This window comes from Nonomuraea roseola (genome assembly GCF_039535395.1).
Classification (GTDB): Bacteria; Actinomycetota; Actinomycetes; order Streptosporangiales; family Streptosporangiaceae; genus Nonomuraea; species Nonomuraea roseola.
Genome location: NZ_BAAAXC010000015.1, coordinates 5,044,831 through 5,069,392, shown reverse-complemented (window position 1 = coordinate 5,069,392; position 24,562 = coordinate 5,044,831). Strand labels below are relative to the sequence as shown.

Sequence of the window (24,562 nt, the reverse complement as noted above, 5' to 3'; positions counted from 1 at the left end):
ACACGGGGTAGTGCCGGCGCAGCCGGACACGGGGTGGTGCCGGCTCAGCCGTACACCGAGCGGTAGTAGCGGGCGGCGCCCTCGTGCAGCGGGACGGCTCCCGTGCCGATCGCGTAGCGCCTGTCGAGCCTGCCGCCCGGCGCGTCGGGGGCCTCCAGCCTGTCGCGGCTGGCGAACATGGTCTCGGTGACGGAGAAGGCGACCTCGTCGGGCAGGCTCGTCGCGCACACGAGGTAGCTGGGCGTGCCGATGGTGGGCAAGGGGCCCGGCAGCTCGTACTCCTCGGCGGGCACGACGGCGCTCTCGTACAGCGGGCCGTACGCCCTGCGCAGCTCGGGGACCAGCGTGTCGAGCGGGAGCAGCCTGATGGAGCGCCTGGCCCGCGCCAGCGCGGGCGTGGGCACGCCGCCTGACCAGAAGAAGGCGTCGACGCCACCTGCCGCCAGCGTGCCGAGCGACTCGTCGAGGCCGATGCGGGAGGTGCGGGCGGGCTCCTTGAGCGGCGCCTTCGCCAGCACCCGTTCGGCGGTGAAGGCGGTGCCCGAGCCCTGCGCGCCGATGGAGACCGCGCGGCCGGCGAGGTCCTCGATCCGCAGGATGCCGGAGTCCTTGCGCACGACGAGGTGGACGTAGTTCATGTACATCCTGGCCAGCGCCGAGACGGGGGCGCGGCGCACCCGCACCGCCTCGTCGGCGCTGTCGGCCAGCGACAGGCCGAGGTCGGCCCTGCCGTCGGCGAGCATGGCGAGGTTCTCGATGCTCGCGGCCGTCTTGACCACGCGCACGGTGAGGCCGCGCCGCCTCAGCTCGGTGGCGAGCCTGTCGCCGAGCACCTCGTAGGGACCGCCGGTCGGCCCGGTGGCGAAGCGCAGCGCGGCGGGCTCCTCCGCGCCCGCCGAACAGCCCGCGCACCCCGCGACCACGCCCCCGGCCATGGCGAGGAAGGCACGGCGGGTGGTGGGCATGCCCTCCAAGGTATCCGCTCAGACGGCCGGCATGCGGCTGACCTCCCTTCCTTCAGCTCCTCCGAGGAGCCCGCGCGCACGACCTGGCTCGCGTCGAGGACGGCGGACCGGGGATCGGCAGGCTGGGCCTGATCACCACAACGCTGCGCGCACTTGTCCAGACAAGCTGCACACGCTTGTCCAGTTGGAGATCGCAATGGGCTAGCCAGACTGTGTACATCTGGTCTTTACTTGCCCGCGAGACGCTTCTCCCGCTCATCTACGCACAAGGAGCCTCCATGCGCCTCGCCATCGCCGTCCTCGCGGCCCTGGCCCTCACCGCGACGCCCGCAGCGGCGTGGGCCGCCCCCGACGGCACGCTGACCCCCGCCTCCGCCTCCGTGAAGGCAGGCGACGCGATCACGTTCACCTACTCCACCCCCGCGCCCCACCCGAAGAACTGGATCGGCCTCTACACCGACCCCGGCAACGGCCCCGTCGACCAGAAGTACGTCGGCCCCTCGCTCAAGTGGGCCTACATCCCGAGCGGCAGCGGCACGGCCCGGCTCGACACGGACGGCCTCGAGCCCGGTGACTACGTCGCCTACGCCCTGGCCGAGGACGGCTACGCCTGGCTCGCCCAGCCCGCCAGGCTGAGGATCGTGAGCAGCGAGCCCCTCCGCTTCGTGACGTCATCGATCCCGCTGCGCAACGCCCGCGCCAGGAGCCCCTACGCCGCCACCGTCCGGGGCCTGGTCAGGGGCGAGGTCTCCGGCTTCCGCAAGGTCAGCGGCCCAGACTGGCTGTCCGTCGGCCAGGACGGCACGATCACCGGCACGCCGCCCGCCTCCGCCTCGTCCAAGACGGCCACCGCCACGGTCGAGGCCAGGGGCGCCGCGGGCGAGAGCGCGACCGCGCAGGTCAGCGTCGAGGTCAGGCCTCCAGGAGCGCCGCTGGTGCCCGAGCTGAAGACGTTGAGCTGGAACCTCTGGCACGGCGGCAGCCAGGTGCGCGGCGGCAGGGAGAAGCAGCTGAAGTTCCTGCTCGAGCGCGACATCGACGTCGTCGGCCTGCAGGAGAGCAGCGGCACCTCCGCGAAGGAGCTGGGCGAGGCGCTCGGCTGGGACTACTACCAGGCAGGAGCCGACCTCGGCGTCATCAGCCGCTACCCGATCACCGCGCGCGGCCCGCTGCCCTCGGAGTCGGGACTGCCCGCCTCGAACGTGCGGATCAGGATCGACGACCGGCGCGGCACCGAGGTGGCGCTGTGGAACGTCCACCTGGGCTACACGCCGTACGGCCCCTACGACGCCTGCTTCGGCAAGTACTCCGTCGACAGGCTGATGGCCAGGGAGGCCCAGTCGGGCCGCACCCCGCAGATCCAGAACGTCGTCAGGGCGATGGCCGGCGACCTGGAGTCAGCCGACCGCACCCCCGTGCTCCTCATGGGCGACTTCAACGCCCCCTCCCACCTCGACTGGACCCCCGCCGCCAGGAGGTGCGGCTACGACTCGGTCGCCTGGCCGACCTCCGTCGTCCCCGAGCAGGCGGGGCTGCGCGACTCCTTCCGCGTCGCCCACCCCGACCCCGTCGCCGAGCCGGGCGTCACCTGGTCGCCGGTCTACCCCACCTTCACGGGGGGCTACGGGCACGACTCCCACAAGGGCGAGCCCGAGCCGCAGGACCGCATCGACTTCATCCACTACAAGGGCGCGCTCGAGGTGGCGAGCTCGGCCGCGGTGGTCGAGGGGACGCCGACCGCGATCCCGAACCACAAGGACAACGCCTGGACCTCCGACCACGCGGCGGTGCTGACGGTGTTCACCCTCTCCCACTGAGCGACCGCTGAGCCCGAAACCTCTCCGACACGGCCGCGCAACGCCCAGGTAACCGCGCATTTCTAATGTCCGGCCATGCGGCTTACCCCACACGAGCAGGAACGCCTGCTCATCCACGTCGCCGCCGGGGTCGCGCGCGACCGCCGGGCCAGAGGCCTGCGGCTCAACCACCCCGAGGCCACCGCGCTCATCGCGTCGTTCCTGATGGAGGGGGCCAGGGACGGACGCACCGTCGCCGACCTGATGCAGGCGGGCCGGCAGGTGCTGGCCCGCTCCGACGTCATGGACGGCGTGCCCGAGATGCTGGAGTCGGTGCAGGTCGAGGCGACCTTCCCCGACGGCACCAAGCTCGTCACCGTGCACAGGCCGATCCCGTGATCCCCGGCGAGTACGAGCACCCCGCGGGCGCCGTCCCGCTGAACCCTGGACGGCCGCGCCTGACGGTGCGCGTGGTCAACACCGCCGACCGGCCGATCCAGGTCGGCTCGCACTACCACTTCTCGGCGGCCAACCCCGGCCTCCACTTCGACAGGAAGGCGGCATGGGGCATGCGGCTCGACGTTCCCGCCGGCACCGCGGTCAGGTTCGAACCGGGGGTCGAGCGGGACGTGACGCTCGTCCCCCTGGCGGGACGGCGGATCGTGCCGGGGCTGCGCCCCGAGTGGGCGGGGCCGCTCGATGTCTGAGATCTCACGCGCCCGCTACGCCGCCCTCTACGGCCCGACCACGGGCGACCGCATCAGGCTCGCTGACACCGACCTGTTCATCGAGGTCACCGAGGACCTGTCCATGGGGCCGTCGGGGGCGGGCGACGAGGCGGTGTTCGGCGGCGGCAAGGTGATCCGCGAGTCCATGGGCCAGGCCCGCGCGACCCGCGCCGAGGGCGCAGCCGACCTGGTCATCACCGGCGCCGTCATCCTCGACCACTGGGGGGTGGTCAAGGCCGACGTCGCCGTCAGGGACGGCAGGATCACCGCCGTCGGCAAGGCGGGCAACCCCGACACCATGGACGGCGTCGACATCGTCATCGGCCCCTCCACCGAGATCCTCGCGGGCAACGGCAAGATCCTCACGGCGGGGGCCGTCGACTCCCACGTCCACCTGATCTGCCCGCAGGTCCTCACCGAGGCCATCGGCTCGGGCGTCACCACGATCGTCGGCGGCGGCACCGGACCCGTCGAGGGCACCAAGGCGACCACGGTGACCGGCGCCTGGTACCTGCGCCACATGCTGGAGTCGCTCGACTCCTTCCCCGTCAACATCGCGCTGCTCGGCAAGGGCAACACGGTCAGCACCGAGGGCCTGCTCGAACAGCTGCGAGCTGGGGCCTCCGGCTTCAAGCTGCACGAGGACTGGGGCACCACGCCCGCCGCGATCGACGCCTGCCTGACGGTGGCGGACGCGACAGGCGTGCAGGTGACGATCCACACCGACACGCTCAACGAGGCGGGCTTCGTCGAGTCGACGCTCAAGGCGATCGGCGACCGGATGATCCACGCCTACCACACCGAGGGCGCGGGCGGCGGGCACGCGCCCGACATCATCAAGGTGGCCGCCCACCACAACATCCTGCCCTCCTCCACGAACCCGACCAGGCCGCACACCGTCAACACCCTCGACGAGCACCTCGACATGCTCATGGTCTGCCACCACCTGAGCCCGTCGATCCCCGAGGACCTGGCCTTCGCCGAGTCGCGGATCAGGCCGTCCACCATGGCGGCCGAGGATGTCCTGCACGACATGGGCGCGATCTCCATGATCGGCTCGGACTCCCAGGCGATGGGGCGCGTCGGCGAGACGATCATCCGCACCTGGCAGACCGCGCACGTCATGAAGTCGCGCAGAGGCGGCCTCGACGACAACCTGCGCGCCCGCCGCTACATCGCCAAGTACACGATCTGCCCGGCGATCGCGCACGGCCTCGACGCCGAGGTGGGCTCGGTCGAGGTGGGCAAGCTGGCCGACCTCGTGCTGTGGGACCCCGCCTTCTTCGGCGTGAAGCCCACACTGGTGCTGAAGGGCGGCGTCGTCGCCTGGGCGCAGATGGGCGACGCCAACGCCTCCATCCCCACGCCGCAACCGGTCATGCCCAGGCCGATGTTCGGCGCGTCGCCGGTCACCGCCGCCGCCACCTCGCTCCACTTCGTCTCCCCCCTCGCGCTGGAGTCGGGCCTCGCCGACCGGCTGGACGTGCGTCGCCGCCTGGCTCCCGTCGCCGACGTACGGCGGCGCGGCAAGGACGCCATGCCCCTCAACGACGCGCTGCCCCGGATCGAGATCGCGCCCGACACCTTCGAGGTGCGGGTGGACGGGGAGCTGATCGAGCCCGCACCGGCCGTGGAACTGCCCATGGCCCAGCGTTACTTCCTGTTCTGATGAGCGCCGCCCTGCTCCTGCTGGCCGACTCGCGTCTGCCCGCCGGTGGCCACGCTCACTCGGGCGGCGCGGAACAGGCCGTCAAGACGGGGGCGGTGCACGACCTCGCCTCCTTGCGCGGCTTCCTCGCGGGGCGCCTGCACACCGCGGGCCTGGTCGCCGCCGGCCTGACCGTCGCCGCCTGCCGTAGCGCCGGCCGCTCCCCCGCTCCGCCTGCCCCCATGACCTGGGCGGAGCTGGACGCCGAGGCCGACGCGCTCACCGCCTCTCCCGCCCAGCGCGAGGCCAACCGGCAGCAGGGCAGGCTCCTGCTCAGGGTCGCCAGGCGGGTGTGGCCCTCGCCGGTGCTGGAGGAGCTGGCCCTCGCCGTACCGAACCCCCATCACCCCGTCGCGCTCGGCGCGGTGGCGCACGCGGCGGGAGTGCCGCCGGACGAGGCCGCCGTGGCGGCCGCCTACCACGCGGTGGCGGGAGCGGCCACGGCCGCGGTGCGCCTGCTCGGCCTGGACCCCGTCGAGGTGCACCGCCTGCTCGCCGGCCTCGCCCCCGACCTCGACGCCGTGGCGGAGCGGGCGGCGGCGGCCGAGGTGCTGCCCGCGACCTCCGCTCCCGCTCTCGACCTGCTGGCCGAACGGCACGCACGGGCCGGCCTCAGACTCTTCGCCTCCTAGGAAAGGACCACCATGGGCGCCAACCACGAGGACCACCACCACGCACCCGACGGCCACGGCCGCGCCCTGCGCCTGGGCATCGGCGGACCCGTCGGCAGCGGCAAGACGGCCCTGGTGGCGGCGCTGTGCCGCGCGCTCGGTCCCGAGCTGCGCCTCGGCGTGGTGACCAACGACATCTACACCACCGAGGACGCCGACTTCCTGCGCAGGGCCGGCGTGCTCGACCCCGAGCGCATCCTCGCCGTGGAGACGGGCTGCTGCCCGCACACCGCGATCCGCGACGACATCGCCGCCAACCTCGACGCGGTGGAGACGCTGGAGGAGCGGTTCGGCCCGCTCGACCTGGTGATCGTGGAGAGCGGCGGGGACAACCTGACCGCGACGTTCAGCAGGGGGCTGGCCGACGCGCAGATCTTCGTGCTGGACGTCTCCGGCGGCGACAAGGTCCCGCGCAAGGGCGGGCCCGGCGTGACGACCGCGGATCTGCTCGTGGTCAACAAGACCGATCTCGCGCCGCTGGTGGGCGCGGACCTCGGTGTGATGGAGCGCGACGCCGGAGCCGTACGGGAGGGCAGGCCGGTGCTCTTCACCTCGATCAGGCAGGGCGGTGGCGGGGCCGAGGTGGCGGCATGGGTCGCCGAGCGTGTCCACGACTGGTCTCACGCGCACGCTCCCGTCGCCTGATGTCCCTCCCACCCCGGACGTATCCAGCGGCTCCCGCCCGGGGAGATCAGCCGGCCGCCCCTTCCCACCGGGCACCGGAGGCGGGTGAGGTGGCGGGGCGGCGGAGGATGCGGGCGAGCGCGGCCGTGTCCACCGCGTTGTCCGGCGGACGGACCATCCTGCCTCAGCTGCGCTCCGACCCGCCGCTCACGCTGCGCCAGACGGGCCCGCACACCGTCCATCTGGTCTCCACGGCGGCGGGCCCCCTCGGCGGCGACCACCTCTCGCTCGATCTGGACGTCGCGCCGGGCACCCGGCTCGAGATCGGCTCGATCGCGAGCACGCTGGTGCTGCCCGGCGACGGCGAGTCGCTCTCGGTGATCACCGCGAGGGTCGGAGAGGGCGCCGTCCTGTCGTTCGCGCCTGAGCCGACCGTGCTGGCCGCCGGTTGCGTGCACCGCATGGTGGTACGGCTCACCCTGGCCGAGGGCGCGCGGGCGCGATGGCGCGAGGAGATCATCTTCGGCCGGTACGGCGAGGCGCCAGGCCGCTGCGTCGCCAAATTCGACGCCACGGTGGAGGGGCGTCCGCTGCTTCGCCAGGAACTCGCCGTCGGCGACCCCTCGCTCGACGGCTCGTCCGCGATCTACGGCTCAGCCCGCTGCGTCGGCACCACCCTCCTGGCCTCGCCCCCGCACCCGGCCACCCCGAAGAGCGGTCCCGCGGGGTTCACCGCCGGGCAGGCCGCTTCCACCACGGAGGGCCCGATCGGCGCGAACGCGCCAGGCCAGCGCTCGGCGGGTGTTCGCGGGGGCGGTGTCGTCGCGGAGGGCGTGGCCGTGTTGCCGCTGGCGGGGCCCGGCGTGCTCGTCTCCGCCCTCGCCGCCGACGCCGTCGAGCTGCGCCGTCGCCTCGACCTGGGCGAGGCCCAGACCGCCTGGTGACCGCCCGGACACCCGGCCGACCAGCGAGAAGCTGCGGCGGCCTGGTTCGCCTGAAGCACCTCCTCGAGGGAGCCCGCCCGATCTGACGTTCACCTGCGGCATCGACGGAGGCGGAGCACGTGCGCTCCTTGATCACCCGGATGTTCCCCGCGACCGGGCAGGAGGCATAGTAGCCCCGGACAGATGCTGCGATGTGTGGTCAGAAAGTGATGAAAGATGCTGAATAGGCTGGGGATCAGCGAGCAGGAGGAGGCCGTCTACGTCGAACTCCTGCGATGTCACCGGATGACGGTCTCCGACCTGGCCGAGGTGCTGGACCTGCCGGTGACGACCGTGACAGCCGCCCTGGCCCGGCTCGTCGCGCTCGGCCTGGCCACCCGCGGCGACAGCGGGTTACACATGGTCGTACCGCCCGACGTCGGACTCGGCACGCTGATCGCACACCGGCAGGCCGCGCTGCAACAGGTTCAGGGCAGGCTGGCGGAGCTGGTGGAGGTCTACCGGACAGGCGCCGCCTCGCCCGCGGGTGAGATAGAGGCGCTCACCACGCCGGAACAGCTCGCCACCTGGCTCGACAACATGGAGCGTGGCGCCAGACGAGAGGTGCTGGCCTTCTTCAGGCCCCCCTACGTGCTCGACGTCAACCTCGAGGACTCCACCAACGCGCTGCCCACCTACCGTTACGTCTACGAACGCGCCGCTCTCGACGACCCGCGGGCGCCCGCCGAGATCGGCAGATTCCTCAAGAGCGGGTACGAGATCAGGATCGCCGCCGAGCTGCCGAGCAAAATGATCATCGTGGACCGGGAGTCGGTGCTGCTGCCGATGCTGCCCGACCAGGCAAGCGTCCGGCCGGGTTTCCTCCTGGTACGGGGCCAGTCCCTGGTCCACCTGCTGGTGGCGCTCTTCGAGCGGGTCTGGCAGGCGGCGACCCCGCTGCGGCTCACCGCCACGAGCGTGACCGAGGGGGTTCCCGCATGGGACGACATCGACGTGGCCCTGCTGACGTACCTGCTGTCCGGCATGCCGGACAAGACAGTGGCCAGCCGGCTCGGCACCAGCGAGCGCACCGTGCAACGCAGGATCCGCCGGCTGATGAAGCTGGCCGGAACCGACAGCCGTATGCAGCTCGCCTGGTACGCCGCCAAGTCCGGCATGATCCCCTCGTGAGGTGATCCGCATGGCGCCGGGGCGCCCCGTCCGCGGCGCGGACGCGGGCGCCCCGGCTCGTCGGGTTACGGCCGCAACCGGTACGCGCGGGTCACGGTCTGCAGGACGGTGTTGCCGTCGGCGTCGGTGGCCTGCGCCCGCAGCGAGACGAATCCGTCGCCCTTCACCGACGAGGGGTTCCTGATCCTGCCGGTGAAGGCCGCGTCACCCCCGGCGGCGAGCTCCACCTGGTGCCAGGTGACGCCGTCGTCGTACGACGCCCACAGCTTCGCCTCGGTGATCCGCAGGCCGGCCATGCCCTTCGGGTACCGCAGGCCGAGCCCGACCTGGGTCGTGGAGTTCGCCGAGACGCTGTTGGCCTGGTCGACGTCGAGGTCGTAGTCGACCGAGAGGATCGGCAGCGGCGTCACGGCGTCGGCGCGCTCGGAGCGGAACGTCCAGTCGGTGTTCACCTTGGTGGAGGTGGTCCACCACGGCTGGTCCCGCTGCACGTCCACCACCACGCGGTACTCGGCACGCTCCGGCACCACGGGGAAGGCGACGGCCGCCGACGTCGCCGATCCGAGCAGCTCACCGTTCCTGTACACGGTGGCCTTCTCCTTGTCGGCGAAGGCGCGGAAGACGAACACCTGGTCGGACACCGTGTCGATCAACCCGCCTCCGTACACCACGGCGACGTCTCCGCTGCGGACCGCCGAGCCGTCCATCCCGCCCGGCAGCGCCGTACGGACCACGGCCTTGTTCCAGTCACGGGACACCCGCTGACCGGCCCTGAGCACCGTCGGCGCGGTCTGCTTCCAGGCCTCGCCGGCCTGCCACACGGTGCCGACCTGCATGGTCTCCCAGGTCCGCACGTCGGCCGTGACGAACTCGGTGAGAGGCCGCGGGATGATCATCCGGTCGAAGACCCCGAACGACATGCTCTGCATCGGCGAGACGATCGCTCGGGCGTACCCGGCCTCCGTGCCGGGCGAGGAGGCGTGGAACGACGACTCGACGGTGGCGAGCTCGCTCGCGCGCACCCGGTAGCGCTGGTCGGAGGGGATGCCGCCCTGCCGGTACTTGATCAGCTGGTAGGAGTACGGGCTCACCGCCGTGCCGGTGAGCACGACCATGGCCTTGCCCCTGGCCGCCAGCTCCGCGAGCCGGGAGCCCTGCGCGCCCGATAGCGTCATCGCCGGGATCCTGGTCTCCGTCGTGGCCCAGTTGTCGGCGCCCCAGTTCTCGGGCTTGTCGTTGTAGACGATGACGCCGCGTGCTCCGGCCGCCGCGGCGTCGTCGACCTGCTGCAGCGGCGTGCGGTCGGCGCTGCGCTTCACCAGGGCGAGCCTGCCCTTGACGTCCTGCCCCGCGTTCGCCACCCGGAGGGTCCGGGTGCCGTCGACGCGCGCCGAGCCTGCCCTGCCCCGGAAGTACGCCGGCTCGATCGGCCGTCCAGCGGCGCCCGCGCCGACGATCCGTGCCTGCAGCTCCGGCGCGCCGAGCGACCACGCGACGCGCGACTCGAAGTGGCTGCTGGTGGCCTGTGACGGGACGGAGTACACCTTCGTCTCGCCGTTCATCCACTGCTCGACGCCGTAGCCGTAAGTGTTGGTCGTGTCCCGCATGGCCATGCCCAGCCGGATCCGGTTCGTCTGGCTCGGCTTCGGGGTGTCCATGGTGACAGGGACGGCCTTGCTGCCGTCGAACGTGATGGTCCGGTCGGAGTCGATGAGCGTGCCCGGTTCGCCACCGTAGGTGTACTCCCAGACGCGGTTCCCGTCGGCGCTGTGGTGGAGGATCTCCGCCATGAAGGCGTGCTCGCCGCGGGGCAGCCGCGCCACGACGGTGCCGTCCTCGCCTGGCACGTACAGGTCGGGGAGGCTGGGCTTCCCCAGATTGAAGTCATGGACGACGGCGACGCCGGTCGTCGGCTTGCCGTCCCTGTCGAGCACCTTGAGCGTGACGTCGAAGCGCTCCACGTCCCTGACGAAACCGACCGCCGTCGTCACGACCGTCTGGCCGTCGGAGGAGGTGCCCGTGACGTGCGCGCCGTGCGCCCCCGCTGCGGTGGCGGCCGGGACCACGGTGACGTTCACCGCGGCGCTGCCGTGAGCCGGCACGGTCACCGTTTCGGCGCCGAGGGTCAGCGCCCCGGCCGGCAGGTCCTCGCCCGCGCCCTTGGCCGACAGCGCGAGGGTGACCGGCTGGTCGCCGTCGTTGACGTAGTCGATCTGCTTGGTGACCGGTTGGCTGCCGGAATCCCAGTCCGTGAGGCCGAAGTCGATCGCGCCGGAGCCTGAGACCTGCTGCCGGACGGCGCGGCTCACGTCGACCCGGCCTGCGCCCTGGGAGTGCACCGGCGTACCGGCCGTGGCCTTCGCCGCGCTGATGAGCCGGCTCTTCAGCCGCGCGGCGGTCCAGTCGGGGTGCTTCTGGGCGAGGATCGCGGCAGCGCCTGCCACGTGCGGTGTCGCCATGGAGGTACCGCTCGCGGTGGTGTAGTCGGCGTCCACCGGCGTGCCCATCGCGGTGCCTGCCGCACGGGCGGCCACGATCTTGAAGCCGGGGGCGGTGATCTCCGGCTTGAGGCCGCCGTCGCCTCCGCGGGGCCCGCGGCTGGAGAAGTCGGTGACCGCGTCGGCGGAGTCGACCGCCCCGACGGTCAGGGCCGCGTCGGCCGCGCCGGGTGAGCCCACGGTGGTCGCCCCCGGTCCGCTGTTCCCCGCGGCGATGGTGAACAGCACGCCGGTCTCGGCGGTCAGCTCGTTGACCGCCATCGACATCGGATCGGTGCCGTCGGCGCCCTCCTGGCCGCCGAGGCTCATCGAGACGACCTTCGCGCCCGAGTGGGCGGCCCAGGTCATCCCCTCGAGGATCCACGACTCCATGCCTGCGCCCTCGTCGGAGAGCACCTTGCCCACGAGCAGCCGGGCGCCGGGCGCCACACCCTTGTACGTGCCGCCCGACGCCGCGCCGGAGCCCGCGATCGTGGAGGCGACATGGGTGCCGTGGCCGTGGCCGTCCTGCACCGTCTCGCCGGGGACGAAGCTGCGGCTGTCCGCGATCCTGTCGGCGAGGTCGGCATGGTTCGGGTCCACACCGGTGTCCAGCACCGCGACCTTGACTCCGGTGCCGTCGAACCCGGCGGCCCAGGCCTCGGGCGCGCCGATCTGCGGCACGCTCTTGTCGAGCAGCGCCTTGGCCTTGCCGTCCAGCCAGAGGTGCTGGATGCCGCCGGAGAGCCGGGTCTTGGGGGTGCCCGCCCTGGAGCTGTCGTCGTCGACGGCCTCCCAGAACGCGTCACCCTGCTTCTTGTCCGCGCTGATGGCCGCTCCCCGGACGCCGGGCAGGCTGCGGGTGATCCTGCCACCGTCGGGAGCGCTCGGCTCACCGGCCTTTCTGGCGGCGTTCTCCGAGTACCGCACGATCGTCGGGATCGACTCGCTGTGCGCGTCGTCGTAGCCCTGGGCGATCAGCTGGGTGACGTTGAACAGCCGCTTGTCCACCTGGCCGGAGCCGACGAGCGACTCGGCCTCCTTCGGCATCACGTACACGTCGGTGCCGACCGTGAAGGTGCGGATGTCGCCGGCCGATCGGTTGTGCGGGGTCACGTTGACGGAGACGGTCCTGCCCGCCTGGCTGGTCACGGTGACCTGGTCGCCTGTGATGAGGGTGACCCGCGCGGTGGTGGCCGACGACGCGGGAAGGCCGGTGACCCCGGGGAGAGGGGCCGGCGAATCGCCATGTGCGCTTCCGGTGCCGGCCGCGACCAGCGTGACGGCGAGAGGGACACCGAGTAGTGCCGCTCTACGTCTGATGGGCATGGAGGGGCTCTCTTTCTGCCGGCAGGGGGTCGTCACCGGCAGAACAGAGCTTCGTCAAGGAGAGATCGTCGGCGCTACGAGCGCGCCTGGCGGACAGTGGACATGTCAGGTCGTCGCCACCTCCGGGCCCGCCCGCGATCCGCTGGCGCACGCGTCCACATGCTGATGAGGGCGGCCAGGAACGGACAAGCGCCCTCCGGCCTGGGGCTTCCGGCTCGTCGCGCGGCGGCGACGAGGCTCGGCCCGGCGTTCGGGTGTGAGACCTACGCCGGAGTGAGGACCTGGGGCCAGGTGGAGTCGAGGGCGCGGACCGCCGCCACCAGCGGGACCAGCTCGGGGTGCTGTTCCGCCTCGTCCAGCGCCTCCTTCAGGGCCGCGTCGTTGGTCGGGCGCGCCTGGTCGAGCAGTTCCCGCCCGGCGGCCGTGACCTCGGTGTAGATGCCCCGCCGGTCGGTGGCGCACAGGTACCTCGACAGCAGTCCTCTGTCCTCCAGCCGCGTCACCAGCCTGGTCGTCGCGCTCTGGCTGAGCCCCAGCGCGTCGGCGAGCTGGTTCATCCTCAGGTGCCCGCCCTCGCCCGAGTGCTGCCCGCTGAGCAGCAGCATCGCCGAGAACTCGCGGACGCTGAGTTCGTGGGCCGCCTGCAGCGCGCGCTCGACGTGGCCGTCGATCCGGTTGTGGAGCGCCGACAGCGTGCACCAGCTCTGGGCGAGAAGGTTCGACATGCCTCCAGGATACCTTCATCCCGCAAATTCATGCGTTTGCATTTAGTCCGCGTCTGCAATTATTGTGAGCGCGTTCTACTCTTCTACTCGGGGGATCTGACATGCCCATCGCACTTCTGGCCCTGGCCATCGGCGCCTTCGGGATCGGGACGACCGAATTCGTCATCATGGGGCTGCTGCCCCAGGTCGCAGCGGAGTTCGGCGTCTCCATCCCGACGGCCGGGTACCTGGTCACCGGATACGCCGTGGGCGTCCTCGTCGGCGCTCCCTTCATGACCGTCCTCGGCACCCGCGTCTCCCGCAAGCACATGCTGATGGCGCTGATGGGCATCTTCGTCGTGGGCAACCTGCTCTCGGCCGTCGCCCCCGCCTTCGGCCTCATGCTCGGCGGCCGCGTCGTGGCCTCACTGGCCCACGGCGCCTTCTTCGGCATCGGCTCGGTCGTGGCGGCCAACCTGGTCGCACCGCAGAAGCGGGCCAGCGCGATCGCGCTGATGTTCACCGGGCTCACCGTGGCCAACGTCGTCGGCGTGCCGCTCGGCACCCTGCTCGGCCAGCAGGCCGGATGGCGCCTCACCTTCGCCGTCGTCGCCGCGCTCGGCGTGGTCGCGGTGATCGGCGTCGCGCTGCTCGTCCCCGCCGACCAGAGCTCCCGCGACCTGAACGCGGCGAGGGCAGGGCTCGTCCGCCGCGAGGTGGCCGCCCTCGGCAACGTCCAGGTCCTGCTCGCCATGGCCATGACCGTGCTCGGCTTCGGCGGCGTCTTCGCCGCCATCACCTACATCGCGCCGATGATGACCGAGGCCGCGGGGTTCGGGGAGTCCGGCCTCACGTGGATGCTCGTCCTGCTCGGCGTCGGCATGGTGATCGGCAACCTGGTCGGCGGACGGCTCGCGGACCGCGCGCTGATGCCCCTGCTTCACGTCTCGCTGGCGGCGCTGGCCGTGGTGCTCGGCCTGTTCACCTTCGCCGCCTACTCGCAGCTCGCCTCGGCCGTGGCCGTCCTGCTGATCGGCACCCTCGGCTTCGCGACCGTCCCGCCGCTGCAGAAGAGGGTGCTCGACCTGGCCTCGGGCGCGCCGACGCTCGCCTCGGCCGTCAACGTGGGCGCCTTCAACCTCGGCAACGCGCTGGCCGCGTGGCTCGGCGGGGTCGTCATCTCGGCCGGGCTCGGCATCACCGCCCCGAACTGGGTGGGCGCGCTGCTGGCGGGCTCCGCGTTCGTGCTGGCCGTGATCTCGGGACTGCTGGAGCGCAGGCAGGCGCACCGCCCCGTCAGCGCACCGGCCACCGTCCCCGCCGAAGCCGTCTGACCACTCTCCACGCCCTCCCGCTCGCACTGGCCGATCGCCGCGAGCGGGAGGTCCGCTGTGCGGGGACCGGCCGCCGCGAGGTAGTGATCGGGATCTCGCGACGGGCGGGCGTATCGTGAGGGCGTGGCCGACACTCATCCTCGCCCCGGCCGGCGGGGCCTCGCCGTCGCCGTCGTCCTCACGGGACTGCTCCTGTCCTTCACCGCCCTGCTGCCGTGGGCCGGCGTCGACGCCAGGCTCGACCTGCTGGGCGCGGGCCTCAGCCAGGACGTCCGCGGCGTCGACGATCCGTTCGGCGTCTACACGCTCGTCGCGGGGCTGGTCGCCGCCGCGCTCGGCGCGGCGGGAATGCTGCGCGGCCGCGTGCTGACCGCGCTCGCCGCCCTGCCGGGCGTGGCGGCGTGCGCGCTGCTGGTGGTCTACGTCGCAGACCAGCGCGGCATCGCCGACAGGGTGTCGGTCGATCTCGGCATGCTGTCGATCGAGCCCGGACTGCGAGCCGGCTGGTTCGCCGCCCTCGCCGCCGCGCTCGCGGTGACCGTGCTCGCCCTCCTGTGCCTCCCCCGCCCTCCTCGCGCCGGCTCGCCCGAATCCTGAGATCCCGTACGGCAAGCCGGCGAGAGGCCACCGCGGTCACCCCCGACCGCCCGTCCATCACGCCGCTCCAGCACGACTCCGGCGCGCCGCCGCGACGCGCTCCGTCAGCAGAGGAAGGGGACGGCCGGAGCCCTACGCCCTGCCGACGTAGGCGCGCAGATGCCTGGCGGTCAGGGAGTCGCCGCCCTCGACGAGCTCCTCGGGCGAGCCGGAGAAGACCACCTGGCCGCCGTCGTGTCCCGCTCCCGGCCCGAGGTCGATGATCCAGTCGGCGTGGGCCATCACGGCCTGGTGGTGCTCGATGACGATGACCGTGTTGCCGTCGTCGACCAGGCGGTCGAGCAGGGCCAGCAGCTGGTCGACGTCGGCCAGGTGCAGCCCGGTGGTCGGCTCGTCCAGGACGTAGGTCGTGCCGTTCCTCGCCATGTGGATGGCGAGCTTGAGCCGTTGCCGCTCGCCGCCCGAGAGCGTGGTGAGCGGCTGGCCGAGGGACAGGTAGCCGAGTCCGACCGCCGCGAGCCTGTCGAGGATCGTCCTGGCCTGGCCGCTGGGGAAGAACTCGCGCGCCTCGGCCACCGGCATGCCGAGCACCTCGCTGATGTTCTTCCCGCGCAGCAGGTACGTCAGCACCTCGGGCGTGAACCGCTTGCCCTCGCACTTCTCGCACACCGACGCCACCTCGGCCATCATGGCGAGGTCGGTGTAGATGAGGCCGATGCCCTTGCAGGTCGGGCACGCGCCCTCGGAGTTGGCGCTGAACAGGCCCGGCTTCACGCCGTTGGCCTTGGCGAACGCCGCGCGGATCGGGTCGAGCACGCCGGTGTAGGTGGCGGGGTTGCTCCGGCGGGAGCCGCGGATCGCCGACTGGTCGGCGACGACCACGCCTTCCCTGCCCGCGACGTAGCCGTGGATCAGGGAGCTCTTGCCCGAACCCGCCACACCCGTGACGACGGTGAGCACGCCGAGGGGGATGTCGACGCTCACGTCCCGCAGGTTGTGCAGGGTAGCGCCGGTGATCGGCAGGTACCCGCTGGGCTTGCGCACCTTGTCGCGCAGCGTCACGCGGTGGTCGAGGTAGCGGCCCGTCAGCGTGTCCGAGGCGCGCAGGCCGTCCAGGTCGCCGGAGTAGCAGATGCTGCCGCCTGCCGTACCGGCTCCCGGGCCGAGGTCGACCACATGGTCGGCGATCGAGATCGTCTCCGGCTTGTGCTCGACGACGAGCACGGTGTTGCCCTTGTCGCGCAGGCGCAGCAGCAGGTCGTTCATCCGCTGGATGTCATGCGGGTGCAGCCCCGCGGTGGGCTCGTCGAAGACGTAGGTGACATCGGTCAGGCTGGAGCCGAGGTGCCTGACCATCCTCACCCGCTGGGCCTCGCCGCCCGACAGCGTGGAGGACTCCCTGTCCAGGCTCAGGTAGCCGAGTCCGATCTCGACAAGTGAGTGGAGGGTGTCGCCCAACGTCTCCAGCATCGGCCCGACGGACGGGTTGTCGATGCCCTTGACGAACGCGGCCAGGTCGTTGATCTGCATGGCGGAGCACTGCGTGATGCTGAGGCCGTCGATCAGGCAGGACCTGGCGGCCTCGTTGAGCCTGGAGCCGCCGCAGGAGGGGCAGCCGGTGAGCATGACCGCCCGGTCGGCGAACGCCCGGGCCTGCGCCTGCATCGACTCGCGGTCCTTGGCGAGGTAGAGCCGCCTGACCTTGGTGACGAGCCCCTCGTAGGTGAGGTTGTTCGAGCCGACCTTGATCTTGGTGGCGGGCTTGTGGAGGAAGTCCTCCCACTGCTCGGCGGTGTAGTCCTTCAACTTCACGGCGGGGTCGAACAGGCCCGAGTGCGCCATCAGCTGCCAGTACCAGGTGTCGACCGCGAACCCCGGCACCTTGATCGCCCCGTCGTTCAGCGAGAGCTCCCTGTCGACCAGCTGGTCGACGTCGATGTCGGAGACCTTGCCGAGCCCCTCGCACTCGGGGCACATGCCCTCCGCCCTGTTGAAGCTGAAGGCGAAGGGCGGGCCGACGTAGGGGCTGCCGATCCGGCTGAACATGATCCGCAACATGGTGTGGGCGTCGGTGGCGGTGCCCACGGTGGAGCGCGCGTTGACTCCCATCCGCTCCTGGTCGACGATGATCGCCGCGCTCAGGTTGCGCAGCGCGTCGACGTCGGGACGGCTGAGGCTCGGCATGAAGCCCTGGATGAACGCCGTGTAGGTCTCGTTGATCAGTCGCCGTGACTCGGCGGCGATGGTGTCGAAGACGAGTGAGGACTTGCCCGAACCCGACACCCCCGTGAAGACGGTGAGCCGCCGCTTGGGGATGTCGAGGGAGACCCCTGTCAGGTTGTTCTCCCTCGCGCCTCGGACCTCGATCACGTCGTGGCCGTCGGCGGCGCGATGCAGGACTTCGCTGGTCTGGTCGATGGAGACCACAGATCCCTTTCCCTGAGTGTGTTGGGCGGTGACAGGCTCTACCGCCTGATGACTCTCTTCTCCTCGTGACATCTGGCGCACGGATGCGCCAGGTCTGTTGCCGTCATCCACACCTTCAATTTTCTCATTGAACTGCTTTGTTGAGGCTTTGCGCCAAGGACGACGGCATTCTCCTGCGGAGGAGAGCGCTAACCTTCAAGTAGGCCATGAACCCGCCGGAGAAAGGAGCACGTGCGTGGACCGCGCGCTTCGCCCCGTCGATCTGGCCCGCATGGCGGGCATCTCCACCCAGCAGATCCGCAACTACGCCGACTGCGGCATCCTGCCGCCCGCGCCGCGAACCCCTGCCGGCTATCGCAGGTTCGACGGCGCGCACCGCCGCGCCCTGTTCACCTACCGCGTCCTCGCGAGGGGATACGGGTGGGAGGCCGCGCGCTCTATCATGCAGGCCGTCCACACGGGGGACGTGGGCCTCGCGCTCAGCCTGGTGGATGCCGCTCATGCCGCGCTCCATGACGAACGGCTCTCCCTGCGCGCGGCCGGCGAAGCGCTCGAAGCGGTGGCGCAGCAGGATGTCGACGGCTCCGTGGCGCCGTCGTCAGGCATGCGCATCGGGGAGGTGGCCGCCCACCTCGGGGTGCGCACCTCGGCGCTGAGGGTGTGGGAGTCAGAGGGGCTGCTGACCCCTCGGCGCGCGCCCGGCACCGGCTATCGCAGCTTCAGCTCGGCCGACGTCCGCGACGCGCGAATGATCAACATGCTGCGGCAGGGCCGCTATCCCATGAGCCAGATCCGGCCCATCCTCGACGGCCTGCGCAGGACGGGCAGCAGCGAGGCGCTTCGCGCCGCCATCGCGCGGCGGCAGGCGGAGCTGACCCGGCGCTCGACGGCCATGCTCGAGGGGGCCGCCAGCCTGCATCACTACGTCACCGGCAGGGAACCGGCCGCCTGCCACGAGGACCCGCCGCCGGGGTGCGGCGCGTGACAGGTGGGTCGCGAAGACCTCAGTCGTAGAAGCCCAGCCTGCGCAGCTGCTTCGGGTCGCGCTGCCAGTCCTTGGCCACGCTGATGCGCAGGTCGAGGTAGACGCGGGTGCCGAGCAGCGCCTCGATCTGTTTGCGGGCCCTGGTGCCCACGTCGCGCAGCCGCTCGCCCTTGTGCCCGATGACGATCGCCTTCTGCGAGGGACGCTCGACGAACATGTGCGCGTAGATGTCGAGCAGGTCGTCGCGCCCCTCCCGGGGCAGCATCTCGTCGACCACCACCGCGATCGAGTGGGGCAGCTCGTCGCGCACCCCTTCGAGCGCCGCCTCCCTGATCAGCTCGCCCACCAGCACCTGCTCGGGCTCGTCGGTCAGCTGACCGCCCTCGTAGAGCGGCGGCGACTCGGGCAGCTCCGAGATCAGCACGTCGGCCAGCGGGCCGAGGTTGTCGCCCGACTCGGAGGAGACGGGCACGATGTGGGCGAACTCCGCCAGCTGCGACAGCGCGAGCAACTGCTCGGCGATCTGCTCCTTGGAGGCCAGGTCGCACTTGGTGACCACGGCCACGACGGGCGTCTTCTTCACCGCGCCGAGCTTGTCGGCGATGAAGCGGTCGCCCTTGCCGATCTTCTCGTTGGCGGGGACGCAGAACCCGATGACGTCGACCTCGGTCAGCGTGGACAGCACCAGGCTGTCGAGCCGCTCGCCCAGCAGCGTGCGGGGCCTGTGCAGGCCCGGGGTGTCGACGATGATCAGCTGCGCGTCGGGGCGGTGCACGATGCCCCTGATGGCGCGCCTGGTGGTCTGCGGCTTGGAGGAGGTGATCGCCACTTTGGTGCCGACCAGGGCGTTCATCAGCGTGGACTTGCCGACGTTGGGGCGGCCGACGAAGCAGGCGAATCCGGCGCGATGGTTACTGGTCACCTTAGAATTCTCGCCTATGCCGACCAGCGCTCTCGCCACCAGGCGAACGCCTGTGGCAGAACGCGGGGGCTCCAGGCGGGCATCGGCAGGCCGGTGAGCTCCTCCTCGGTGGCGAAACGGGCGTCGGTGATCTCCTCGCCGTCGGGCCTGAGCACCCCGCCGGCCAGCGCGCAGCCGTAGACGGCGTTGACGTAGGCGACCTGGTGGCCGTTGGGGTAGGTGGTGCGGAACTCCGGGCCGCCGAAGACCCCGATCAGGCCGCGTACCTCGATGTCGACGCCGAGCTCCTCGTGCAACTCGCGCACCACCGTGTGCTCGGGACGCTCGTCGGGGTCGATGCCGCCGCCTGGCGGCGCCCACAGCCCCTTCTCCCCCGCGTGGCGGGCCACCAGCAGCCTGCCCTCGTCGTCGAAGACGCAGCCGGTGGCCGCAGGGAGCATCAGCAGCGCGTTGCCGACCCGCCTGCGCAGGTCGGCCAGGAACGGCGACATGGGCATGTCAGCCCCTGAGGGTGCCGTCAGGGCCCGCCACGAACAGCGCCTTGGCACCCAGCTCGCGCACCACCGCCTCGTCGGCCTCGCCCGCGCGCTCGCCCTCGGTGACCAGCGCCGCCGCCTCGAGCGACTGCGCGCCGCTGGAGACCGCCATGGCCACCGCCACCTGCACGGCCGACAGCCGCAGCGAGGAGAGCTCGACGCTGGTCGCGGAGTAGGTGCGGCCCGTCTCGTCGCGCACCGCCGCGCCCTCCCGCGCGCCGTTACGGGCCCTGGCCGCGCGCGCCAGCGTAATGATCTTGGAGTCTTCGGGATCGAGAGTCACGACCCAAGGTTAGCGAGCCATGTCGGCGAAGGCCCTGGCGAGCTCCACCGTGCGCCTGACGTCGACCGTGCCGAGACCCGTGTGCACCAGCGAGAGCAGCCTGTCGCCCTGGCGGACCAGCACGAGGTCGAGCGCGTAGGGGTAGCCGTTCAGCCGTCCGCGCAGCTGCCTGCTCACCGCCTCGTCCCCCAGCGTGGGCAGCGCGAGCTCGGAGAGCCTGAGCCGCGTGCCGCCCGTGGAGTCGGCCCCGCGCAGCGTGGGGCAGCTGTCCATGGCCCTGCCCATGTCCTCGAGGTGCCCCTCCGCCTCGCCGCCGGCGTAGACGGCCATGCCCACCGCGGCCAGCTCGCCGAGCACGTCGCCCTGGAAGCTCACCGCCGCGTTGCCCTCCAGCGCCCGCAGAGGCGGATGGCCCGTGGCGGCGTCGAGCACCGCCCTGCAGTCGCTGCTCGCCTTCGCCAGCGGCGACTGCCACGCCTCGCGGGCGGGCCCTGAGAAGCCGTCCGGCAGGAGGCGCTCCTGGCTCAGGAGCGCCTTCAGCTCTAGACTCTGCCGGCGCGCCTCCGCGTCGGAGACCGTCCCCTGGCCACCGCATCCCGTCAGCCCGGCCGCGAGCAGCCCGCAGGCCACGGCCATGCCGATGATCCCCGCTCTACTGGTCAGCGCCATGATCTCCCCCGATGATCGCTCACGCCGACGGCATTCCTGCCCCGTCCACGAAAACGGCAATCCACCGGAGTCACCAAAAAGGTGCTCATCAGGCCGCCCAAGGGGCCTAATGCCCCATTCATCAGTTAAGGGTGCTCTCACCCGGTCGAACCGGGCGAGAGCACCCTTCACGAAATGCAACGCCTGGCCGCGGCTAGCAGGCCGGGCGTCGCGTTCCCCCCGGAGCTCCCTCACGCCGCGAACCCCTTCCGGCGCTACGGTCGCTCCCTCCGACACCCACCGCACAGGGTGTCGAGAAACATGGTGGATCGGCGGCCTTGCAAGTCACTTGTAGAACGCTTGCGCCTTTCGCGGAGACTGTCGGCACCTAGGATGACCTGGGATGTTTTGCCGTGAGCGGGTCATTCCTGCTCCGCCGCCGCGGAGACGCTCTGCTCCTCGGGCGGAGCCATCCTGCGCACGACCACCGTGCTGATGCGGTTGCGCCGGCCCGCCAGACTCTCGGCCGTCAGCCGCAGCCCCGCGACCACCGCCTGCGACCCCGCTATCGGCACCCTGCCCAGCGCGTGGGCCAGCAGGCCGCCCACCGTCTCGACGTCGTCGACCTCGATCTCGGTGTCGAACAGCTCGGCCAGCTCGTCCACCGGCATCCTGGCCGTCACCCTCATCGCCCCGTCGGGCTGGGCCTCGACCCTGGGAGCCTCCTGGTCGTACTCGTCGGTGATCTCGCCGACGATCTCCTCGAGGATGTCCTCGATGGTGACCAGGCCCGCCGTGCCGCCGTACTCGTCGATCACTATCGCCAGGTGGATCTGGCGCGCCTGCATCTCGCGCAGCAGCTGGTCGATCGGCTTGCTCTCCGGCACGTAGGTGGCCGGGCGCATGATCGACTCGATCTTCGCCTCCGCGTCGTCGGACGACTCCTGCACCCTGCGCGCGATGTCCTTGAGATAGGCGATGCCGATGACGTCGTCCTCGTTCTCGCCGACCACGGGCACCCGGGAGAAACCGCTCCGCAGCGCCAGGGACATCGCCTGGTTGAGCGTCTTGCCGCGCTCGATGAAGACCATGTCCGTACGGGGGACCATGACCTCGCGCACCAGCGTGTCGCCCAGCTCGAAGACCGAGTGGATCATCTCGCGCTCGTCAGGCTCGATCACCCTGCGCTCCTCGGCCAGGTCGACCAGGTCACGCAGCTCGGCCTCCGAGGTGAAGGGCCCGTCGCGGAAGCCCTTGCCGGGCGTCAGCGCGTTGCCGAGCAGGATGAGCAGCTTGGGGAGCGGGCCGAAGATCCTGGTCAGGCCGTAGACGATGGGGGCGCTGGCCAGCGCGATGGGCTCGGCGTGCTGGCGGCCGAGGGTGCGTGGAGAGACGCCGACGATCACGTAGCTGACCACGATCATGACGGCCGCCGCCGCGGCGTAGGCCCAGCCCTGGTCGCCAAGCAGGTCGATGAAGAGCAGCGTGGCGATCACCGTGGCGACCAGCTCGCAGCTCAGCCTGAGGAGCAACAGCAGATTGAGGTAGCGGGGCGGGTCGGCCACGATGGCCTGGAGCCGCTCGGCTCCCCTGCGCCCCTCACGGACGAATTCCTCGGCGCGCACCCGGGATATGCGGGACAGGGCCGTCTCCGCACTGGCGATCACTCCACCGATCACCACGAGCACGACGGCCGAAGGCAGCCACGCGTTCACCGCTGGGTGCGCACCTCCTGCCACGACTCCAGGAGCTTGGCCTGCAGGCCGAACATCTCCTTGTGCTCCTCCGGCTCGGCGTGGTCGTAGCCGAGCAGGTGGAGTATGCCGTGGGTGAGAAGCAGATCGAGCTCGTCCTCGGTGCTGTGACCCGCGGTCTCGGCCTGCTTGGCCGCCACCTGCGGGCACAGCACCACGTCGCCGAGGAGCGCGGGGTCGGTGGCGCCGTCGCCATCGCCCCGTGCGCCGCCGCCTGGACGCAGCTCGTCCATGGGGAAGGACAGCACGTCGGTCGGGCCTGGCTCGCCCATCCACTTCTCGTGGAGGTCGGCCATGACCGCCTCGTCGACCACGAGGATCGACAGCTCGGCGAGCGGGTTGATGCCCATCTCACCGAGGACGTGGCCCGCGAGGCCGGCGAAAGACCGCTCGTCGACCTCCACCCCTGACTCGTTGTTCACCTCGATGCTCATGCGAGCTCCTTCGTCGGCCGCACGAGCATCAGACGGCTGGGTCGCCCGCTCATGGCCGCTTCCCTCGTCGCTGCTGGTGGATCTGCTTCGGCTCCTGGAGGGCGTCGTAGCGCCCGTAGGCGTCGACGATGTCGCTGACCAGCTTGTGGCGCACCACGTCGGCGCTGCTGAGGCGCGCGAAGTGGATGTCGGGGATGCCTTCGAGGATCTCCTGCACCACCCGCAGGCCGCTGACCGTGCCGCTGGGCAGGTCGACCTGGGTGACGTCGCCGGTCACAACGATCTTGGAGTTGAAGCCCAGGCGCGTGAGGAACATCTTCATCTGCTCGGCCGAGGAGTTCTGCGCCTCGTCGAGGATGATGAACGCGTCGTTGAGCGTGCGTCCGCGCATGTACGCCAGCGGCGCGACCTCGATCGTTCCCGCGGCCATCAGTTTGGGGATGGACTCGGGGTCGATCATGTCGTGCAGCGCGTCGTAGAGCGGGCGCAGGTAGGGGTCGATCTTCTCGTAGAGCGTGCCGGGCAGGAAGCCGAGCCGCTCTCCCGCCTCGACGGCGGGCCTGGTCAGGATGATCCGGTTGACCTTCTTCTCCTGAAGCGCCCGCACGGCCTTGGCCATCGCGAGATAGGTCTTGCCGGTGCCGGCGGGGCCGATGCCGAACACGATCGTGTGCTTGTCGATCGCGTCGACGTAGCGCTTCTGGTTGACGGTCTTGGGCCGGATGGTGCGCCCGCGCGAGGAGAGGATGTCGAGGGACAACACCTCTGCGGGGCGCTCGGAGGTCATCTTCAGCATGGCGATGCTGCGCTCGACGGCGTCGGCGGTCAGCTCGCCGCCGTTGCGCAACACCTCCACCAGCTCCTCGAACAGGCGCACGACGGCGCTGCTCTCGTCTGGGCTGCCGGTGACGGTGATCTCGTTGCCACGGACGTGGATGTCGGCACGGAAGGCGCCCTCGATGACGCGCAGAAGCTCGTCGCGAGAGCCCAGGAGGCTGACCATCGGGTATTCGTCCGGAATCAGCACCTTCGCCTGAGTGCGCGTGGGCGGTGCCGTTCTGCGGGATTCGTTTAGCTCGGACATGGGCAGGCCTGACGGCCTGATGCCTCCCGGTCTCGGTCGGGTGTTCTCACTTCATGGTAGCCGGGCACACCCGCCTGACTCGCGTCAATATCAGCCGGGCGGCCAGGTGAGGTTGCGCCCACCGAGAACATGGGCGTGAACATGGAAAACGGTCTGTCCCGCGCCTGGCCCCGTGTTGAAGACGACGCGGTAGCCGGAGTCGGTCACGCCCTCCTGCAGGGCCACCGCGTGGGCGGCCTTGAGCACGTCGTCGGCGAGGCCGTCGTCGGCCTCGGCGAGCGCGGCCGCGTCGGCGTGGTGCTCCTTCGGGATCACCAGCACGTGCGTGGGAGCCTGCGGGTCGATGTCGCGGAAGGCCAGCACCCTGCCGGTCTCGTAGACGACCTCGGCGGGGATCTCCTTGGCGACGATCTTGCAGAAGAGACAGTCGGTCACGGCAGCA

23 protein-coding genes are annotated in these 24,562 nt (G+C 71.1%); 11 read left to right on the top strand and 12 right to left on the bottom strand.

Annotation, left to right across the window (positions count from 1 at the left end; translation table 11 throughout):
- Positions 1-44 precede the first annotated feature (44 nt).
- A complete protein-coding gene (locus tag ABFX55_RS47400; protein WP_346130561.1) occupies positions 45-965 on the bottom strand; it encodes a TAXI family TRAP transporter solute-binding subunit in 921 nt (306 codons plus the stop codon).
- 278 nt (positions 966-1,243) lie between these two features.
- Here ABFX55_RS47400 and ABFX55_RS47395 point away from each other — a divergent pair, with 278 nt between their 5' ends.
- The 8 genes from ABFX55_RS47395 to ABFX55_RS47360 all read left to right on the top strand — a co-directional run bounded on the left by ABFX55_RS47395 (position 1,244) and on the right by ABFX55_RS47360 (position 8,606).
- Complete coding sequence (locus tag ABFX55_RS47395; protein ID WP_346130560.1) at positions 1,244-2,782, top strand: endonuclease/exonuclease/phosphatase family protein; 1,539 nt, start codon at positions 1,244-1,246, stop codon at positions 2,780-2,782.
- Between the two features lie 75 nt (positions 2,783-2,857).
- The gene (locus ABFX55_RS47390) at positions 2,858-3,160 is read left to right on the top strand and encodes an urease subunit gamma (protein ID WP_346130558.1); all 303 of its coding nucleotides are present in this window, start codon (positions 2,858-2,860) and stop codon (positions 3,158-3,160) included.
- On the top strand, positions 3,157-3,468 hold the full coding sequence (locus ABFX55_RS47385; RefSeq protein WP_346130556.1) for an urease subunit beta: 312 nt from the start codon (positions 3,157-3,159) through the stop codon (positions 3,466-3,468). The genes ABFX55_RS47390 and ABFX55_RS47385 overlap by 4 nt, the downstream gene beginning before the upstream one ends.
- The gene (locus ABFX55_RS47380; protein ID WP_346130554.1) at positions 3,461-5,158 is read left to right on the top strand and encodes an urease subunit alpha; all 1,698 of its coding nucleotides are present in this window, start codon (positions 3,461-3,463) and stop codon (positions 5,156-5,158) included. Before ABFX55_RS47385 ends, ABFX55_RS47380 begins: the two co-directional genes overlap by 8 nt.
- Positions 5,158-5,829, top strand: coding sequence for an urease accessory protein UreF (locus ABFX55_RS47375; protein ID WP_346130552.1), 672 nt, complete (start codon positions 5,158-5,160; stop codon positions 5,827-5,829). Before ABFX55_RS47380 ends, ABFX55_RS47375 begins: the two co-directional genes overlap by 1 nt.
- Before the next feature lie 12 nt (positions 5,830-5,841).
- Positions 5,842-6,513, top strand: a complete 672-nt coding sequence (gene ureG / locus ABFX55_RS47370) for an urease accessory protein UreG (RefSeq protein ID WP_346130551.1) — start codon at positions 5,842-5,844, stop codon at positions 6,511-6,513.
- 125 nt (positions 6,514-6,638) lie between these two features.
- A complete protein-coding gene (locus tag ABFX55_RS47365; protein ID WP_346130550.1) occupies positions 6,639-7,436 on the top strand; it encodes an urease accessory protein UreD in 798 nt (265 codons plus the stop codon).
- 216 nt (positions 7,437-7,652) lie between these two features.
- Positions 7,653-8,606, top strand: a complete 954-nt coding sequence (locus ABFX55_RS47360; RefSeq protein WP_346130548.1) for a helix-turn-helix domain-containing protein — start codon at positions 7,653-7,655, stop codon at positions 8,604-8,606.
- A gap of 65 nt (positions 8,607-8,671) precedes the next feature.
- On the opposite strand, the gene ABFX55_RS47355 is transcribed toward ABFX55_RS47360, so the two are convergent.
- A complete protein-coding gene (locus ABFX55_RS47355; RefSeq protein ID WP_346130546.1) occupies positions 8,672-12,412 on the bottom strand; it encodes a S8 family serine peptidase in 3,741 nt (1,246 codons plus the stop codon).
- A 263-nt stretch (positions 12,413-12,675) separates the two neighbouring features.
- Positions 12,676-13,137, bottom strand: a complete 462-nt coding sequence (locus ABFX55_RS47350) for a MarR family winged helix-turn-helix transcriptional regulator (protein WP_346130544.1) — start codon at positions 13,135-13,137, stop codon at positions 12,676-12,678.
- Positions 13,138-13,238: 101 nt separating this feature from the next.
- Here ABFX55_RS47350 and ABFX55_RS47345 point away from each other — a divergent pair, with 101 nt between their 5' ends.
- Entirely contained in the window at positions 13,239-14,450 is a 1,212-nt protein-coding gene (locus ABFX55_RS47345; RefSeq protein WP_346130543.1) for an MFS transporter, read from the top strand.
- Positions 14,451-14,573: 123 nt separating this feature from the next.
- On the top strand, positions 14,574-15,047 hold the full coding sequence (locus ABFX55_RS47340; RefSeq protein WP_346130541.1) for a hypothetical protein: 474 nt from the start codon (positions 14,574-14,576) through the stop codon (positions 15,045-15,047).
- A gap of 132 nt (positions 15,048-15,179) precedes the next feature.
- Here ABFX55_RS47340 and ABFX55_RS47335 read toward each other — a convergent pair whose 3' ends face one another.
- Complete coding sequence (locus ABFX55_RS47335) at positions 15,180-17,546, bottom strand: ATP-binding cassette domain-containing protein (RefSeq protein ID WP_379479201.1); 2,367 nt, start codon at positions 17,544-17,546, stop codon at positions 15,180-15,182.
- Positions 17,547-17,709: 163 nt separating this feature from the next.
- On the opposite strand from ABFX55_RS47335, the gene ABFX55_RS47330 reads away from it, so the two are divergent.
- Complete coding sequence (locus tag ABFX55_RS47330; protein ID WP_346130538.1) at positions 17,710-18,459, top strand: MerR family transcriptional regulator; 750 nt, start codon at positions 17,710-17,712, stop codon at positions 18,457-18,459.
- Between the two features lie 19 nt (positions 18,460-18,478).
- On the opposite strand, the gene era is transcribed toward ABFX55_RS47330, so the two are convergent.
- The 8 genes from era to ABFX55_RS47290 all read right to left on the bottom strand — a co-directional run bounded on the left by era (position 18,479) and on the right by ABFX55_RS47290 (position 24,555).
- Positions 18,479-19,381 (bottom strand): GTPase Era, encoded by a 903-nt coding sequence (era, locus tag ABFX55_RS47325; protein WP_346130536.1) that lies wholly within the window; start codon positions 19,379-19,381, stop codon positions 18,479-18,481.
- Between the two features lie 14 nt (positions 19,382-19,395).
- Positions 19,396-19,878: an NUDIX domain-containing protein gene (locus tag ABFX55_RS47320; RefSeq protein WP_346130535.1), complete on the bottom strand. Its 483-nt coding sequence runs from the start codon at positions 19,876-19,878 to the stop codon at positions 19,396-19,398.
- Position 19,879: 1 nt separating this feature from the next.
- The gene (locus tag ABFX55_RS47315; RefSeq protein WP_346130533.1) at positions 19,880-20,200 is read right to left on the bottom strand and encodes a cytidine deaminase; all 321 of its coding nucleotides are present in this window, start codon (positions 20,198-20,200) and stop codon (positions 19,880-19,882) included.
- A gap of 9 nt (positions 20,201-20,209) precedes the next feature.
- Positions 20,210-20,869 (bottom strand): hypothetical protein, encoded by a 660-nt coding sequence (locus ABFX55_RS47310; protein ID WP_346130532.1) that lies wholly within the window; start codon positions 20,867-20,869, stop codon positions 20,210-20,212.
- Between the two features lie 401 nt (positions 20,870-21,270).
- On the bottom strand, positions 21,271-22,563 hold the full coding sequence (locus ABFX55_RS47305; RefSeq protein WP_346130531.1) for a hemolysin family protein: 1,293 nt from the start codon (positions 22,561-22,563) through the stop codon (positions 21,271-21,273).
- A complete protein-coding gene (gene ybeY / locus ABFX55_RS47300) occupies positions 22,560-23,036 on the bottom strand; it encodes an rRNA maturation RNase YbeY (RefSeq protein ID WP_346130529.1) in 477 nt (158 codons plus the stop codon). Before ybeY ends, ABFX55_RS47305 begins: the two co-directional genes overlap by 4 nt.
- A 49-nt stretch (positions 23,037-23,085) precedes the next feature.
- On the bottom strand, positions 23,086-24,120 hold the full coding sequence (locus ABFX55_RS47295; RefSeq protein WP_346130527.1) for a PhoH family protein: 1,035 nt from the start codon (positions 24,118-24,120) through the stop codon (positions 23,086-23,088).
- Positions 24,121-24,210: 90 nt separating this feature from the next.
- Positions 24,211-24,555: a histidine triad nucleotide-binding protein gene (locus tag ABFX55_RS47290; RefSeq protein ID WP_183657746.1), complete on the bottom strand. Its 345-nt coding sequence runs from the start codon at positions 24,553-24,555 to the stop codon at positions 24,211-24,213.
- Between the last annotated feature and the right edge of the window lie 7 nt (positions 24,556-24,562).

What these genes read in the sequence shown, in the direction of transcription:
- ABFX55_RS47295 (WP_346130527.1), bottom strand. Translation starts at nt 24,120, where the DNA reads ATGTCCGAGCTAAACGAATCCCGCAGAACGGCACCGCCCACGCGCACT.
- ybeY (WP_346130529.1), bottom strand. Translation starts at nt 23,036, where the DNA reads ATGAGCATCGAGGTGAACAACGAGTCAGGGGTGGAGGTCGACGAGCGG.
- ABFX55_RS47345 (WP_346130543.1), top strand. Translation starts at nt 13,239, where the DNA reads ATGCCCATCGCACTTCTGGCCCTGGCCATCGGCGCCTTCGGGATCGGG.
- ABFX55_RS47320 (WP_346130535.1), bottom strand. Translation starts at nt 19,878, where the DNA reads ATGCCCATGTCGCCGTTCCTGGCCGACCTGCGCAGGCGGGTCGGCAAC.
- ABFX55_RS47360 (WP_346130548.1), top strand. Translation starts at nt 7,653, where the DNA reads ATGCTGAATAGGCTGGGGATCAGCGAGCAGGAGGAGGCCGTCTACGTC.
- ABFX55_RS47350 (WP_346130544.1), bottom strand. Translation starts at nt 13,137, where the DNA reads ATGTCGAACCTTCTCGCCCAGAGCTGGTGCACGCTGTCGGCGCTCCAC.
- ABFX55_RS47375 (WP_346130552.1), top strand. Translation starts at nt 5,158, where the DNA reads ATGAGCGCCGCCCTGCTCCTGCTGGCCGACTCGCGTCTGCCCGCCGGT.
- ureG (WP_346130551.1), top strand. Translation starts at nt 5,842, where the DNA reads ATGGGCGCCAACCACGAGGACCACCACCACGCACCCGACGGCCACGGC.
- ABFX55_RS47390 (WP_346130558.1), top strand. Translation starts at nt 2,858, where the DNA reads ATGCGGCTTACCCCACACGAGCAGGAACGCCTGCTCATCCACGTCGCC.
- ABFX55_RS47335 (WP_379479201.1), bottom strand. Translation starts at nt 17,546, where the DNA reads ATGTCACGAGGAGAAGAGAGTCATCAGGCGGTAGAGCCTGTCACCGCC.
- ABFX55_RS47310 (WP_346130532.1), bottom strand. Translation starts at nt 20,869, where the DNA reads ATGGCGCTGACCAGTAGAGCGGGGATCATCGGCATGGCCGTGGCCTGC.
- ABFX55_RS47395 (WP_346130560.1), top strand. Translation starts at nt 1,244, where the DNA reads ATGCGCCTCGCCATCGCCGTCCTCGCGGCCCTGGCCCTCACCGCGACG.
- ABFX55_RS47380 (WP_346130554.1), top strand. Translation starts at nt 3,461, where the DNA reads ATGTCTGAGATCTCACGCGCCCGCTACGCCGCCCTCTACGGCCCGACC.
- ABFX55_RS47355 (WP_346130546.1), bottom strand. Translation starts at nt 12,412, where the DNA reads ATGCCCATCAGACGTAGAGCGGCACTACTCGGTGTCCCTCTCGCCGTC.
- ABFX55_RS47400 (WP_346130561.1), bottom strand. Translation starts at nt 965, where the DNA reads ATGCCCACCACCCGCCGTGCCTTCCTCGCCATGGCCGGGGGCGTGGTC.